The 14440-nt window shown below is 47.3% G+C and carries 16 protein-coding genes; 12 read left to right on the forward strand and 4 right to left on the reverse strand.

The window, feature by feature from the left end:
* Positions 1–101: 101 nt before the first annotated feature.
* Complete coding sequence (locus tag NST40_RS02565) at positions 102–1253, forward strand: YCF48-related protein (RefSeq protein ID WP_076276040.1); 1152 nt, start codon at positions 102–104, stop codon at positions 1251–1253.
* A gap of 364 nt (positions 1254–1617) precedes the next feature.
* Here NST40_RS02565 and NST40_RS02570 read toward each other — a convergent pair whose 3' ends face one another.
* On the reverse strand, positions 1618–2346 hold the full coding sequence (locus NST40_RS02570) for a GTP pyrophosphokinase family protein (RefSeq protein ID WP_076218890.1): 729 nt from the start codon (positions 2344–2346) through the stop codon (positions 1618–1620).
* Positions 2347–2550: 204 nt separating this feature from the next.
* Here NST40_RS02570 and NST40_RS02575 point away from each other — a divergent pair, with 204 nt between their 5' ends.
* From NST40_RS02575 to NST40_RS02590, 4 genes are read left to right on the forward strand one after another with little or no spacing between them, the layout of a single operon-like run.
* Positions 2551–3342: a zinc ribbon domain-containing protein gene (locus tag NST40_RS02575; protein ID WP_076276041.1), complete on the forward strand. Its 792-nt coding sequence runs from the start codon at positions 2551–2553 to the stop codon at positions 3340–3342.
* 40 nt (positions 3343–3382) lie between these two features.
* Positions 3383–4201, forward strand: a complete 819-nt coding sequence (locus NST40_RS02580) for a TrmB family transcriptional regulator (RefSeq protein WP_076124492.1) — start codon at positions 3383–3385, stop codon at positions 4199–4201.
* Between the two features lie 25 nt (positions 4202–4226).
* Entirely contained in the window at positions 4227–4529 is a 303-nt protein-coding gene (locus NST40_RS02585; RefSeq protein ID WP_038568522.1) for a hypothetical protein, read from the forward strand.
* A 42-nt stretch (positions 4530–4571) separates the two neighbouring features.
* Positions 4572–5165: a xanthine phosphoribosyltransferase gene (locus NST40_RS02590; RefSeq protein WP_076276042.1), complete on the forward strand. Its 594-nt coding sequence runs from the start codon at positions 4572–4574 to the stop codon at positions 5163–5165.
* A gap of 114 nt (positions 5166–5279) precedes the next feature.
* On the opposite strand, the gene NST40_RS02595 is transcribed toward NST40_RS02590, so the two are convergent.
* The 3 genes from NST40_RS02595 to NST40_RS02605 form a co-directional block, all read right to left on the reverse strand.
* Positions 5280–6236, reverse strand: a complete 957-nt coding sequence (locus NST40_RS02595) for a diacylglycerol kinase family protein (RefSeq protein ID WP_076193704.1) — start codon at positions 6234–6236, stop codon at positions 5280–5282.
* Between the two features lie 110 nt (positions 6237–6346).
* A complete protein-coding gene (locus NST40_RS02600) occupies positions 6347–6685 on the reverse strand; it encodes a membrane protein (protein WP_036682511.1) in 339 nt (112 codons plus the stop codon).
* A gap of 93 nt (positions 6686–6778) precedes the next feature.
* Entirely contained in the window at positions 6779–7768 is a 990-nt protein-coding gene (locus NST40_RS02605; RefSeq protein WP_076276043.1) for a serine hydrolase, read from the reverse strand.
* 469 nt (positions 7769–8237) lie between these two features.
* Between NST40_RS02605 and NST40_RS02610 the strand changes: the two genes are divergently transcribed.
* From NST40_RS02610 to NST40_RS02640, 7 genes are all read left to right on the forward strand, one after another.
* A complete protein-coding gene (locus NST40_RS02610; protein WP_019913840.1) occupies positions 8238–8426 on the forward strand; it encodes a hypothetical protein in 189 nt (62 codons plus the stop codon).
* 403 nt (positions 8427–8829) lie between these two features.
* Complete coding sequence (coxB, locus tag NST40_RS02615; protein WP_076124488.1) at positions 8830–9876, forward strand: cytochrome c oxidase subunit II; 1047 nt, start codon at positions 8830–8832, stop codon at positions 9874–9876.
* 126 nt (positions 9877–10002) lie between these two features.
* On the forward strand, positions 10003–11850 hold the full coding sequence (ctaD, locus tag NST40_RS02620; RefSeq protein ID WP_076124740.1) for a cytochrome c oxidase subunit I: 1848 nt from the start codon (positions 10003–10005) through the stop codon (positions 11848–11850).
* A complete protein-coding gene (locus NST40_RS02625; RefSeq protein WP_038568531.1) occupies positions 11847–12473 on the forward strand; it encodes a cytochrome (ubi)quinol oxidase subunit III in 627 nt (208 codons plus the stop codon). The genes ctaD and NST40_RS02625 overlap by 4 nt, the downstream gene beginning before the upstream one ends.
* A gap of 5 nt (positions 12474–12478) precedes the next feature.
* Positions 12479–12805, forward strand: a complete 327-nt coding sequence (locus tag NST40_RS02630; RefSeq protein WP_036682505.1) for a cytochrome C oxidase subunit IV family protein — start codon at positions 12479–12481, stop codon at positions 12803–12805.
* An 85-nt stretch (positions 12806–12890) separates the two neighbouring features.
* A complete protein-coding gene (ctaG, locus tag NST40_RS02635; protein ID WP_341001028.1) occupies positions 12891–13811 on the forward strand; it encodes a cytochrome c oxidase assembly factor CtaG in 921 nt (306 codons plus the stop codon).
* 26 nt (positions 13812–13837) lie between these two features.
* Positions 13838–14302, forward strand: coding sequence for a DUF420 domain-containing protein (locus NST40_RS02640; protein WP_076124485.1), 465 nt, complete (start codon positions 13838–13840; stop codon positions 14300–14302).
* The last annotated feature ends 138 nt before the right edge of the window (positions 14303–14440 follow it).

The following is a 14440-nucleotide window of genomic DNA, read 5'->3' on the forward strand; positions in this document are numbered from 1 at the left end:
AGGAGGCGGCTTCTTCTTTGTGTAATGCTTCTGTAACCTTTTACCATTAAACTCTGTCTATGATTATAGAATAGAAGGAAATGGGAAAAGGAGGATTTCATTTGAGACTATATGCCGTTTTTGCCCCGATAATCATTGCTGGGTTATTTCTGCAATCCTACATGGTAAACGATAATCTTGGTTTAGATTCGAGTATGGGGACAAATACCGCTGAGCTGAAGACGAAGATGAATTCTTTGCAGGGGTATCCTGCTAAATTTCGCATGAATGACATAAAGCATGGATGGGGAATAGACGAGACTGGATTATGGACTACGAACGATGGAGGAAGTAGTTGGTACCATCCGGACAGCAATATCGTTCCTATTCCACAAGAAACAGGCATCTTTGCCGCAGCAAGCTTTTTCCTGAATGCCACAAATGGCTGGATTATTAGTAGTCATGGTATGGGTCAACCTATTCAGATCTATCATACCTCTGATCAGGGCCAGACCTGGAAGGAGACAAAACTCCCCGTCACGGAGGATTGGGAGCAAGGATACAGTGGCGGTTTTATTCATTTTATCGATGTGAATAACGGGTATGTGTTGCTGGATTCAGAACCTGGTCTCGGGATGATGGAGAAATCCTTGTATCGCACGGCTGATGGCGGGAACAGCTGGAAGCGAATCGGAAATCTAACGGGGAGTATTAAAGCCTATCCAACAGGGATAACCTTTCAGGATTCTCAGAATGGCTGGATCACCTCCAGCAACCATGGGCAAGAATACATTTTAACATTCAGAACTACGGATGGCGGGAAGAGCTGGAAGCCGGAGCAATTAAAGAAGCCAGCTGCTCTGGCAGCCTTTACTTACAGTAATAGTTATCCGCCTAAATTCTCAGGCAAAGACAATATGAAAGGCATCCTGCCGCTGGAGATCGTTGACGATGGGATTCGAAGTATGGTGTTTTACACAAGTGATAACGGAGGCAGGACATGGAAGCTTGGCCCTCAATTGCTCGGTACTGAGGCAGCGAGAACAACATGGCTGAACGCTCGTGAAGGTTGGGCTTTGCAGGAGGGCGGCAAACTGGTGGCGACTGTCAACGGGGGTGTAAGCTGGAGGTTGATTGCGACATCACAGCTATTCGCGAAGGCAGAAAACATTCAGTTCGTTACGCCGAAAAACGGCTGGTTGGCGGGTCCAGGATTTCTACAGACCACTACAGATGGCGGCGTCACATGGAAGCCTTTGGTTAGTAAGCCTTGAGGCTGAATACAGCGGAACGCCGGGTCATGATTAGCCGTTGGTTGAGGTTTAGGGACTCAGGAGGCGTTATTCACACATTTATCGCCTATCCAGCATGTTTTCGGACTCCAGTGCAGCTATTTCATATAGTAGGGCGCAGATCGGGTGTTTTTTATGCCGTTAGCGACTTTGGGGTCCGTTAGTATGCAAAATGGAGGATTATTTTGCGAATAAGATCGGCTGTGTCCGATAGCACCTTGCTTCGGCGGCGAAGGGTAATGATCAAACGGCCTAATCGATTAAAAAGAAGGGGGTGTCCCAGCAGCCATTGTCATGGCTTATGAGACATCCCCTTAATTTTTGAGAAATGTAGAAATATGAAAGCTTAAACCTGCCCGCCGGCAGGGGATTCCCCTTCTGCAAGTTCCAGAATCTCGCGGCGTAGGCGCAGCATTTTTTGATCCAGTTCATCGGCGGCGCGTGCGGCATCCTTCAATTCCTCCGCAACATGCGAAGGAAGCTGCTTATCGAATTTATAATACAGAATATGTTCCATACTTGCCCAGAAGTCCATGGCTAGGGTTCGCAGCTGTATTTCGGCTTTGACCCAGCGTGTTCCTTCCAGCAGGACGAGCGGAATTGCGACGATAAGATGCAGGCTTTGATACCCATTCGGCTTGGGATGGGCTATATAATCTTTGATCTCCAATACGCGAATGTCTTCGCGTGTGCTGAGGTGATCAACCAGACGGTAAATATCTTTAACAAAAGCACATACAATCCGCATACCTGCAATATCGTGAATGTGCTGCTCCATATTTTCCAAGTTGAACTCGAAACCTTTGCGCTCCATCTTTTGAAGGATGCTCTTGGGTTCTTTAATTCGGCATTTAACATGCTCGATGGGACTGAAGCCGTCACGGACCTGCCATTCCGTTTTGATCACATCGATTTTATTCTCAAGATCGTTTAGTGCATGGCGATAGAGTGCTGGCAGAGACTTGAACTCATTGATAAGATTTGTGAAATCCTCGTTATCTTGCCAATGTTGCAGATCCTTAACGTGTACCTGCATCTGTTTTAGCGTAAGCTGTGTGCTGTCATGTTCTTCCACTGAAACTCTCCCAATTTCGTTATTTGTGATTAATTCTATTTTAACCGATGTAGAACCCCTGACGCAAAATAACGTCTGAAATCAGGGAAAATAAGAATTTATAGGAACATTCTCCGCTAAATCGCGTATTAAAGCACATTAATGAATCTGTTCGATACATTTGGTATGATAGAAACACGTATCGCTGGAGAGGGAGGAACTGTAATGAGTTTTATGAAACGAATCAAAGATAGTGCGAGCCGGGTTACCGAAAAAGCACAAAGCTCTGTTGAGATCGGCAAGCTGAACGGGCTTATTTCCGATATTGAACGTGAGATGGAAGTGGAATTCACGAAAATGGGCAGGCTTTTTTATGAAGGGTATCGCTCTAAGGATATGTCTGTAGCTGAAGGCAAAATGGTAGAACTGGCACGGACCTGTTCCAAGCTTCAGGAAAAAATTGAAGTCCAACGCGCAAGAATTGCTGAACTGAAAAATGAACGGTTATGTTCTTGTGGCAATGTTGTGGCGCTCGATGCAAATTTTTGTCCAAAGTGTGGAAGTAAGCTGGAGGAGCTAACCACATCAAGAAAGATTCCGTCACCGCCGGTATTCGTCAAAACTGTGGATGAGGACGAAGAGGATGAGGATCAATACTATGGTGCGGATGAGCTAACGGATGAAGAGAAGGAGATTGCAATGAAGCTCCATCCGCAAAGTGTGGTGTATTCTGAGATCCTGCCTTCAGAGGATGATGAGCTGCCATTGGAGGAATATGCGGCGAACGAACATGACATTGAACGGGATCGCAGACATGCTGATCAGCTGGAACGGGAAAGACAAAGACAGCTTGAGCTGGATCGTCGCATCCGCGATTGGAACGCGAATGAACATCAGGACGAGTCCGCAGTCACCCAGGACAGTGGTGTTCGTGATATGATTAAGTGTCAAATCTGTCGGAATGAATTGCCAAAGGGCTCCTTATGGTGCCCGCGTTGTGGATCGGAGCAAATATAGTACAGATATCAGTCAGCTTAGGGCTTAGGGGGACAACAAGATGGAACAGCTGCTGCTGCATCTGCGCAATCTGGGCTTCACGGAGATGGAGTCCAAAATCATGGTCGAGCTTGCGACTAAAGGTCAGGCTTCTGGCTATGAGGTTGCCAAACAGCTCGGAGTTTCAAGATCAAATGTGTATGCGGCGCTTCAGCGCCTAACACAGCAGGGATATGTACGATGTGGTGAAGGAGAGCCTGCGCGGTATAGTGTTCTCAATCCGGAGGAGCTGGCGACGATGATCTCGGGAAGAGTTCAAGCTTCGCTGGCTTATATGGAAAGTGAGATGCCTCGCGGGGGGCCTGTTAGTCCTTCTTTTTATAATGTAGAGGGCGACCGCAATGTAATGGGGGCGCTGATTCGCCAGCTTAACATGGCAGAGCAGGAGATTGTAGTGGATATGTGGCGCGAGGAAGCGTCGCTTCTGCGGAGCGAACTTGAACAGGCCGAACTGCGTGGCGTTAGGCTTTTATGGGCTTTTGACGGTGGCAATGCTGCTGCTGCCTCTTACCCGGTATGGCCGTCATTCGGAAAAAATTCGCAGCGGGCGGATGGACGGAAGTTCTCATTTGTGATTGACCGGAGCTGGTGTATGCTGGGGATGCGTTATGATGATGGGTCGGCGCAAGCAGTGGTAACAGAGCACCCGGTGTTAGTGGAGCTGCTGTTGAATCATTTCACACAGGAAATGGTCTTGTTCGAGCTGGAGCAGGATATGGGCGCAGAATTAGTAGAGCGTTATGGAGAACGTTACAGCAAAATTCATAGCAAATATGTTATGTATGATCAAGGCGATGATGGGGAAGAACAGGCGCAGTAGTTATTATCATAGGGAGGTGAGAAGCATGGAATGTATCGTTCATTTTGAAGTGGTGCACAATGATGGTCCTAAAAAATTGCGTGGACTGTTGTTTCTGGATAAGGGAGCATCTCCTGGAGAAGCAGAATTAGTCGAAATGTTTAAGGATATGAATTTTAACGTGAGACTGGAAGACCGCGAAAAATTGATTTTTAAACCGGTAAATCCGGGGGATTTCTTGGAGATTCGAATTACGGGTTATGATAACGGTCAGGAAAAGAGCAAGGATGATCATAATTTAAAATCGATCGTTGGAAATTTATTGCCTCAGAAGCCGACAGGTCTGTAATGTGGGGAGAATGGATTCAATGATGGGAGAAGGAGGAGCACTATGGAGCTGTTGAGACAAAAAGTGTTGAAAGAAGGTATTGTACTCGGGCAAGGAGTGCTCAAGGTGGATTCTTTTCTGAATCATCAGATGGACCCCTTCCTGATGCGTGAGGTTGGCCGTGAGTTTATCCGCCGGTTCGCTGGCGAAGAAATTACGAAGGTGCTGACTATAGAATCCTCGGGGATTGCTCCGGGGATTATGACAGCATTAGAGCTGGAGGTTCCGCTGATTTTTGCCCGTAAGCAGAAATCGCTGACGCTGACAGAAGACATTTACGTGGAGAAGGTCTACTCCTTCACGAAGAAAGAAACGAATGAAATTACCGTTTCGAAGAAATTCATTGCTCCCGGAGAACGGGTGCTGATTGTTGACGATTTCTTGGCGAATGGTGAAGCCGCCTTCGGACTTGCCCGTATTGTTGAGCAGGCGGGGGGAAGTGTGGTTGGAATTGGTATTGTGATCGAAAAAGCGTTCCAGCCAGGAAATCGGCTGCTGCAGGAAGCGGGATATCGCGTAGAATCACTTGTGCGTATTGCTTCACTGGAGGACGGAAGAGTCACTTTCGTGGAAGACGAGGAAGAGCCTCTTATTTGAGGCTTTTGGAATGAATTCTCAGTCAAAAGCTATAGGATATACAAAACAGCAAGCGACTTGGTAATGAACCAGTCGCTTGCTGTTTTTTGTGTGTATGGTATGCACGGGTCAGGGTTACCCGTTACTGCCGCATGCCGCTGCAGTGTCGGCGGGCAGCTGTACGCTGTCCGCTGCCAGCGGCGATAGCACCCGCAGCGCCCCCGGCTCGCAGCGAACGGCCAGCGGCCCTTTGCCGAGGCTCTCGCCGTCGCCGATTGCAGGCCGGGCCTCGGCAAAGCCCACAGCTACGCTGCGTCCGCGCAGCATAGACACGAAGGGCAACGCCACATGCTTGCCCTTCAGTACCGTGGGGAACAACCGCAGCAACTGCCCGCGGCTGCACCCATGCACGACGCAGACGTCAAGCTGGCCGTCATCGGCCTTTGCCTGCGGGCAGATCAAAAGCCCGCCGCCGTAGCTGGGCAGGTTGCAGATCGAGACCAGCCATGCCTTCTCGAAGGCGTGCTCCGTACCGTCGCAGACTACACTTACCCGGCAGGGCTTGAATGTCATCAGCGTATGCAATATGCCGATGATATACGCCAGCTGGCCTGCTCCAATGGCATTGCACAGCCGTTTGTAACGGCTGGCATTCACATTCTCGGCCACTTGAGCATCAAAGCCATTGGCAACGGCTGTTACGGTCAGTCCGTTTGCTCCTGAAAGCAGGTCTGCTTCGATATACCGCTCGCTAAGGGCGGCCTCCAGCGCGGCTTCTATGGAAAGTGGAATGCCGAACCCCCGGGCGGTGTCGTTGCCGGAGCCGGCAGGAATTACGCCCATGGGGATATCTTTGCCGCAAAGTGCACCCAAAATGCTATGGAGCGTGCCGTCACCGCCGATTACAATCACGGCTTTCCAATCCTCGCGATGCTTTAGTGTATTTAAAACAAGGGCTTCTGCACCCTCTACGCTGTGCGTAAACAAGGACATGAAAGGCAGCGAACGCTCCTTCATGAGCGCCTCTACAGTATGCCAGGTCCGGCCGCCTGCTCCCCCGCCGGAACGCGGGTTTATGATAAATAGATACATATGATTTCCTCCAGCCTGTAGAATTCCATTGATGCCCTTTCTACATTGTAAGGAGTGGATGGGCAAAAGGGAATACTTTTCAGCGATCAGAGGGGCTGCTTTTTGGGGGATTACAGATGGCGAATCTGACTTTCTGCGATATCACCTGCCCAAGGAAGTTTATACCACCTGCCACTTAAGGCATGGTAGATCATTAACAGCCACACCCCAAAGCTGCAAAGAGAGACGAGGGCACTCATCAAGGGACCGAGGAATGGGACCAATCCGGTTAGAACGTGGAGGATCATCAGCACCCCGAAGGTAATCAGTGATTGCAGCGAATGGAACAGCACAAAGCGGCTGCGTTTCTCCAATGCGAGAAAGACGACGCCGCCGAGAAAAGGGAAAAAGTAACATAACGCGCCCGCTATATTATCGGGCAATCCGGTGGATGATTTAAAAGGGGACAATGGGCTCACTCTCCTTCTGCTTGGAGAAGAAGGGGCTTGATTGTTCGAATCCTTCTTCCTTACAAGCCTATGACTTGTCAGGAAAAAGTATGTTTAGCTCATTGAAGGGAGAACATACTTTTCAAGCAGCCTGCGAGGGTTCTTCCAGTTGTTTGTCTTGCTCTCTGCTGTAAAGACCACTACAGCATCCAGATTGGGAAAGAGCAGAATCTGCTGCCCGCCATGCCCGTGGGCGAGCTTGTAGGGCTGCCCGCTCATCGTACCGATCCAAAACTGATATCCGTAATCACCAAACGCTGGATATCCCTTTGCTTGAGCGGTAAGTGCATCCTGCAACCAATGTTCTGGGATGATTTGCTGCTCTGCAAACACTCCATTATTCAGCAGGCAGATTCCGAATTTAGCCATATCCCGAGACGTTAGGTGCAAACCGATATGACCCATGCTATGTCCTTCGGGGCTAGGTAACCAAGCGGTATTAGCCATTCGGAGTGGAGTGAATAAATGCTGTGCTGCATAGGAAAATGCATCAAGACCTGTAGATTCACTAATCATTATCGAGATTAGATGTGAGTCGATGCTTCGATATTGGAACTGGCCGATTTGTTCTGGAATAATGTTCAAGCTAAGGCCAAAGGAACCCCAGCGGCGGCTGCGATGGAGGTTCCGAACAAGCGGTTCACCAAGCTTCTTCCCTGTGATCCAGCTAAAACCGGAAGTCATGGTAAGAAGATGACGGAGTGTAATTTTTGAGAGATGTGGGGAGTGAAGGTATGGAATATGCTTGCGAAGGACCTCGGACACAGAAATATGGAGATCAGGCATCTCTCCACGGCCGATAGCGATTCCCGTAAGGACACTGACAAAACTTTTGGTGGCAGAACGGAGATCATTTAATGCTCCAGCATGATGGTCGTTATAATAACGTTCGAAGATAAGTTTTCCATGACGCACAATAAGCATGCTATGCATCTTGGGGTATTCTTTTAGGATAGCTTGATGGGCTTGTTCAAGACCCTCCCGGCGTGTATCGGTGTCTTCTGGCGTTGCGGTAGTCATTAGGGGAATTACAGGCTGGGCCATAAAGATCTCCTTCTCATTTGTTGATAAATACAATTTCGCTTGCTGTATAGGTTATTGTATTTTAACCAGTTTGGAGACATCTGACTTACGAAGACAGCTGTTAAAAATAATATTTTCCAAATAGTACATTTTACAAGGAAAGGTGGAAGTTAATCCGGAATATGATACAATATAACGATAAGGCCCGAAAGGAGTGATTCAGTAAGTGGCTCTTCGGGTAATAAAAGTGTCAAGGAGCTATCGTTCATCAGGCGTCCTTACTCTCAGCCCAAATCACGACGAACCTGCTTCACCGGCAAGGCGGTGTTTCAAAGGCTAGATTTAGCTTTAGATTCCACGTTTTGACGGATAGTGCAAGCCACGTATGTGTAATGGATACTTCACTTGCATTCGAGGTTACGGCGTACTTTTCATCATGCATTCTCTACAACGGAGCATTCATTTTCAATGTTTTGGGAGGGAACTGATCATGGCAAGTAAAGGTCATAACGAAGTCAAGGAAAGTCTACGGGAAATGACACGCATTTTCCGGCCCAAAGATCCCAAGAAATTCGTAAAGGAGTACGTCCGAAAGTATCGGATTACAGGAGGCTATGAAGAAGAACTGACCATGGTCGTGGAACACGAGTTGGTACGGATGAATTCATCCGTCTCCTAGCTAACAGATACGTTTGTCACTTGCTTAACTTTAGACATCATTTTGAGTAATAACATCCACGAGGATTCTTATAAACCGTGCCCGAGCAACTTTTGTTGCTGGAATCGGTTTTTTTTGTATGCGCATTTACGAATAAGGAAAAGTCTTCCTCATAGAATAGTCAAATGAATTAATAGACACATTTTAAATTGAATACGCTTTCTTTATTATTTTTTATTTGTTTGCGTTTTCATAAAATGCTATAAAATCCAGATGGGACAAGGGTTTATTGTGTCGAAAATTACAATGTGAACTAGTTGTGAACGATTGACAAAACTTTCCCTTAAACTTATATTAATAGTGATTGTTATAATTGACAGAAAAAAACAGGAATCTACGAAATCGGGAAAAGCGGGGTAGATCAATGATGAAAACGTGGCAGGCTGTAAAGCGACTCCTTCCCATGACCGCTATGTTTGGACTCTTTCTTGCCGGGTGCGGTCGTGAGGACTTGTCAGTACTCAGACCACAGGGACCTGCAGCAGACAGATCTTACGGATTAATGGAGCTGTCGATCAGCATTATGATCGTGGTGTTGCTGATTGTCTTTACGATTGCAGCTTATGTACTGATCCGCTTCCGCAGAAGACCGGGTCAGAATGAAATCCCTGAGCAGGTTGAGGGCAGTATGAAACTTGAGATTCTCTGGACAGTCATTCCGCTCATTCTTGTTGTAGTACTGGCCGTGCCAACGGTTAAAGCTGTGTTTGCCGCTGGAGATGATCATTCCAATGACAAGAATGCGATCAAGGTTAAAGTAACCGGCCACCAATACTGGTGGGAGTTTGAGTATACCGACTATAAGGTAACTACAGCGCAGGACCTGATTATTCCGGTGGGCAAAGATATCGCCTTTGAACTGGAAACTAAAGATGTGCTGCACTCCTTCTGGGTCCCTTCTCTTTCCGGTAAAATCGATACCAACCCAGCTGGAACGATTAACCGCTTTAGCTTTAGTGCGCCTAATGAAGGCGTTTACCGTGGGAAATGTGCGGAGCTATGTGGACCTTCTCATGGATTGATGGAATTTAAGGTGAAATCAGTTAGTGAACAAGAGTTTCAAAAGTGGATTGATTCTATGAAAGCACCTGTAGCTGTGCTGCCAGAGGATCCTGCTTTAGCTGAGAAGTTCAAAGCGGCATGTCTGACTTGCCACGCTGTAGGTGATCAAGGGATTAATAATGCGCCGAACTTGACCGGAATTGGTTCTCGGGAATCGATTGCTGGAATTCTGCTCAACGACGACACGAGGGAAGATGGTGCGCCGATTGAAGAGAATCTCAAAACCTGGCTGCACGACCCGCAATCCGTAAAACCAGGCAATCTGATGCCTAACCCCAAAGATCTGGGCCTGAGTGATGCTGAGATTGATGGCATTGCAGAGTATCTGGCCAACTATAAGCTGGACTAATGCCTTAGCCTAAAGGCGGGCGGAACTTTCGAAAAGGGGGGACGAACTTTGGCTCAAGCAGCGCATACCTTGAATTCATCCAAGCCTCTGGGGCACGGCCACAGTGTGAAGCGCCATACAGGACTTATGGATTGGCTAACAACCGTCGATCACAAAAAAATCGCGATTTTGTACCTATGGGCCGGAGGATTATTTTTTGGCATCGGGGGAATTGAAGCGCTTCTGATTCGTTGGCAGCTCATCAAGCCGATGAATAACTTTTTGGATGCACAAACGTTTAATGAACTCATAACCATGCATGGTACGACGATGATCTTCCTCGGCGTCATGCCAGTCATCTTCGCACTCATGAATGCCGTCATTCCGCTACAGATCGGTGCACGTGACGTAGCCTTTCCTTTTCTAAATGCACTTGGTTTCTGGACCTTCCTGTTCGGCGGGATTCTACTGAATCTTAGCTGGGTTATGGGTGGTGCTCCTGATGCCGGGTGGACCGCCTACACCCCACTATCTACGAGTACATACAGCACTACACACGGTGTAGACTTCTATACGATCGGCTTGCAAATTGCCGGATTAGGGACCCTCATCGGGGGGATTAACTTTCTAGCCACGATCATTACGATGCGTGCGCCGGGAATGACCTATATGCGGATGCCGATGTTCGCCTGGACTACATTTATTACTTCCGCCATTATTTTGTTTGCTTTTCCAGCAATAACAGTAGGTTTAGTACTACTGACATTCGACCGGATTCTAGGAGCCAATTTCTTCGAAGTCGGAGCCGGAGGAAGTCCAGTGCTATGGCAGCATATCTTCTGGATATTTGGTCACCCGGAAGTGTATATTCTCATTCTGCCTGCCTTCGGGATTATTTCCGAGGTCATCCCAACCTTTTCGCGTAAAAGACTGTTCGGATATAGCTCCATGGTGTTTGCAACCATCTTGATCGCCTTCTTAGGTTTTATGGTTTGGGCTCACCACATGTTCACAACTGGACTTGGACCTGTAGCTAACGCGTTGTTCTCCGTATCAACGATGTTAATTGCGGTTCCAACCGGGATTAAAATTTTTAACTGGTTGTTCACGATGTGGGGCGGGCAAGTACGTTTCACAACCCCTAACCTGTTCGCTGTAGGATTTATTCCTACATTTACTATGGGGGGAGTTACTGGAGTGATGCTGGCGTCCGCACCTGCTGACTTTCAGTTCCATGATACGTATTTTGTTGTAGCGCATTTCCACTATGTTATTGTAGGTGGTTTGGTGCTTGGCCTGTTCGCAGGTCTGCACTACTGGTGGCCAAAAATGTTCGGAAGGATGCTGAGTGAGACGCTGGGCAAGTGGACTTTCTGGACGTTTATCATCGGATTCCATCTGACCTTTTTTGTACAGCATTTCCTTGGGCTTATGGGGATGCAGCGCCGCGTATTTACTTATTTACCAAATCAGCAATTTGATTTGCTAAATCTAGTCAGTACCATTGGTGCAGGACTTATGGGTGTTGGTATGATTATTTTCTTGGTGAACATCTTCCTGACTTCCAGAAAACCAGCGGATGCAGGCAATGATCCGTGGGAGGATGGACGTACATTGGAATGGACCATTCCTTCACCGCCGCCAGAATATAACTTCAAGCAAACACCTCTTATTCGGGGGATTGATGCCTTCTGGAAAGAAAAAGTAGCAGGGAATAAAGGCATGACACCAGCAGAGCCGGTGGGCTCAATTCATATGCCGTCAGCAACGATTTTACCGTTTACGATGTCTATCGGAATTTTTATCGCTGGGCTTGGCTTTATGTTTAGCCGTGATGAATTCGGCAATGCTTTTATGAGCTTCCTGTTTAATAATTATATCGTTACAGCCATCGGTCTTATTATTACATTTGGATCCATGCTGATGCGTTCACTGTATGATGATCACGGATGGCATATTGAACCTGAAGAGCTGGAAGGAAGTGAGCGGACATGACAACGGCACATGCAGAAGCTTCTAAGGATACCTTTCCGCACGAGCCGGAAAAAGCTACGCTCGAAGGACGCAACAAGGTTCTTGCCTTTTGGTTGTTTCTAGGCGGCGAAGCGGTATTGTTCGGCACGTTGTTCGCTACTTTTCTCGCACTGCGTAATCAGACGAATGAGGGGCCTTCGGCGAATGAACTGTTTCACCTGCCGCTTGTTGCCGCTGCAACATTCATCCTGCTGGTAAGCAGTCTGACGAGTGTATTCGCTATTCAAGCGATGCACAGAAATCGGCCGGCACTGCTACGGAATTGGCTTTTAGTTACTGTAGGCTTAGGTTTAGGTTTCCTGGTTTTGGAGATCTATGAGTTTACTCAATATGTAAGACACGAAGAATTCGGAATGACCACAAGTGCATTCAGCTCGGCATTCTACACACTGGTAGGATTTCATGGTGCGCACGTAGCCTTCGGGATCGCTTGGATCTCCATCTTGATCGGGCAGCTCGCCCGCAAGGGGTTAACGGTTGTTACTGCACCAAAAGTGTATGTGTCAGCCATGTACTGGCATTTTATCGATGTAGTATGGGTCTTCATCTTTACGGTTGTATACCTACTCGGAAAGGTGGGCTAGGCACTATGACGACGGATCAGCATATGCCAGATAGCGGCGGGTATAAGCAACGTCATCGGCATGAAGGACCACAGAAACATATTGTTGTCTTTATTTTCTCCATTGTCTTAACATTGATTGCTTTCGCTGCTGTTGCGGCTGGGGGCGTAAATGCAACCTTTGCGATTATTTTGCTGCTGGTAATGGCTGTTCTTCAGGTCATTGTGCAGATGGGCTTCTGGATGCATCTAAAAGATAAAGGGCATCTTCTGCCGATTCTCTTCATGCTGGGTGGCTTCTTTATCGCTGGGACCTGTATTGTTATGTCGCTGTATTGGGTTTGGTGGAATTAACGGACGATAATGAAAGAGGTGGGCTGCGATGCCCCCTCTTTTTGATGTTTAGATATATGAATTCCTGCGCTAGGAGGTTGGGATTATGCTGGGATTAGAATACTTTAGCTTTGCTGAACTATGGAGTCCGCTTTTTCTAGCGGTAATGCTGCTGCTGACAGCAGGTTATTTTGTGTGGATTGGTCCGATTGCTGGGCGTTATGCCGATTCAATAACGGTGCCATTTTGGCGTAGAGCGTTATTTGTCTGTGGGATGCTTGCCCTTTACCTGGCACAAGGAGGACCCATTAGCCTTTTGGGGCATATGATGTTTTCCTTCCACATGGTCAGTATGGCCTTGTCTTATCTGGTAGCGGTGCCGCTGATTATGCTTGGAATTCCAGATTTTATATGGCGCAGGATACTAAAGGTGAATCCGCTTCGGCGGTTATCTTTTTTAGCTCATCCGGTAGTAGCTGCTCTATTGTTTAACGGACTTTTTTCCTTGTACCATATTCCTGTTATTCATGATTATGTGATGCTGCATTTTACTGTTCATCGTATTTATTACATTGTTTTGTTCCTGACTTCTGCTTTAATGTGGTGGACACTGATTAATCCGCTGCCGGAACATCGTATGGCGAGTGGGCTTGGGAAGATTGGATTTATTTTTCTGAACATGGTATTGCTGACGCCGGCTTGCGGGCTGATTATATTTGCCGATCATCCGCTCTACGCCACTTACAGTGATCCAGAGACTTGGGCGCGTGCTATGGGCTATTGTATCTCGGGTGACCCCTCTGTTTTACTTCAGAATTTTGGAGGTCCTGCATTCTTTGAAATGATGTCGCCTAAGGTGGACCAACAGGTGGGAGGCATCGCGATGAAGTTCATTCAGGAATTTATTTTTGCCTCTATGCTTGCTTATGTGTTCTATCATTGGTATAAAAAAGAGAACGGACAAGACGACGATGAATTGTCGACGCCATCCTCAACACTTCAGGAGAGCAACTTGAACCGTGCATAACTGGTAGACTGCCGAGGGGGAGAATCATGGATATTTTCACAGTGTTTCCGACTATTAGTACGTCATTCATCGTGATCAGCGCGGTGCTGGTGGCTATAGGTTGGTGGCTCATTATCAAGGGCAAACGCGAGGCGCATAAGAAAACGATGATTGCTGCCGCTATCGCTGCGCTGCTGTTTTTTATTGTTTACGTATCGAGAACGTTGTTTGTGGGAAATACCTCATGGGGTGGACCGGATGAACTGAAGACAATTTATCAAGTGTTTTTGATCTTCCATATCGTTCTGGCAACCGTAGCTGCGGTATTCGGACTTACTACGTTAACACTTGGTTTCAAGGCGAAGTACTCCAAGCACCGTAAGTGGGGCAGAGTGACATCCATAATCTGGTTTATCACAGCGATTACAGGCGTTATGGTGTACGTGCTGTTGTATGTTTTGTATCCAGGTGGACATACCAAGCCGGTGTGGGAAGTTATTTTGGGTGCGTAAAATAAGTGCTTGAATAGAGCACAGAGTTTAGTGCGTTGAGCGAATGAACTGCACTAAAGTAGCAGAACCGTAAATAGTTATGAAATAAGCCTATATATCTGCATGTTCCTGAGTAGGGATTGCGGGTGATGGGCTTAT

It is taken from the genome of Paenibacillus sp. FSL R10-2778 (assembly GCF_038593035.1).
GTDB lineage: Bacteria > Bacillota > Bacilli > Paenibacillales > Paenibacillaceae > Paenibacillus_AQ > Paenibacillus_AQ odorifer.

Bases quoted from the DNA above. Each gene is read 5' to 3' on its own strand.
- NST40_RS02575 (WP_076276041.1), top strand. From the start codon at position 2,551: ATGAGTTTTATGAAACGAATCAAAGATAGTGCGAGCCGGGTTACCGAA.
- NST40_RS02580 (WP_076124492.1), top strand. From the start codon at position 3,383: ATGGAACAGCTGCTGCTGCATCTGCGCAATCTGGGCTTCACGGAGATG.
- NST40_RS02585 (WP_038568522.1), top strand. From the start codon at position 4,227: ATGGAATGTATCGTTCATTTTGAAGTGGTGCACAATGATGGTCCTAAA.
- NST40_RS02590 (WP_076276042.1), top strand. From the start codon at position 4,572: ATGGAGCTGTTGAGACAAAAAGTGTTGAAAGAAGGTATTGTACTCGGG.
- NST40_RS02595 (WP_076193704.1), bottom strand. From the start codon at position 6,236: ATGTATCTATTTATCATAAACCCGCGTTCCGGCGGGGGAGCAGGCGGC.
- NST40_RS02605 (WP_076276043.1), bottom strand. From the start codon at position 7,768: ATGGCCCAGCCTGTAATTCCCCTAATGACTACCGCAACGCCAGAAGAC.
- NST40_RS02610 (WP_019913840.1), top strand. From the start codon at position 8,238: ATGGCAAGTAAAGGTCATAACGAAGTCAAGGAAAGTCTACGGGAAATG.
- coxB (WP_076124488.1), top strand. From the start codon at position 8,830: ATGATGAAAACGTGGCAGGCTGTAAAGCGACTCCTTCCCATGACCGCT.
- ctaD (WP_076124740.1), top strand. From the start codon at position 10,003: ATGGATTGGCTAACAACCGTCGATCACAAAAAAATCGCGATTTTGTAC.
- NST40_RS02625 (WP_038568531.1), top strand. From the start codon at position 11,847: ATGACAACGGCACATGCAGAAGCTTCTAAGGATACCTTTCCGCACGAG.
- NST40_RS02630 (WP_036682505.1), top strand. From the start codon at position 12,479: ATGACGACGGATCAGCATATGCCAGATAGCGGCGGGTATAAGCAACGT.
- ctaG (WP_341001028.1), top strand. From the start codon at position 12,891: ATGCTGGGATTAGAATACTTTAGCTTTGCTGAACTATGGAGTCCGCTT.
- NST40_RS02640 (WP_076124485.1), top strand. From the start codon at position 13,838: ATGGATATTTTCACAGTGTTTCCGACTATTAGTACGTCATTCATCGTG.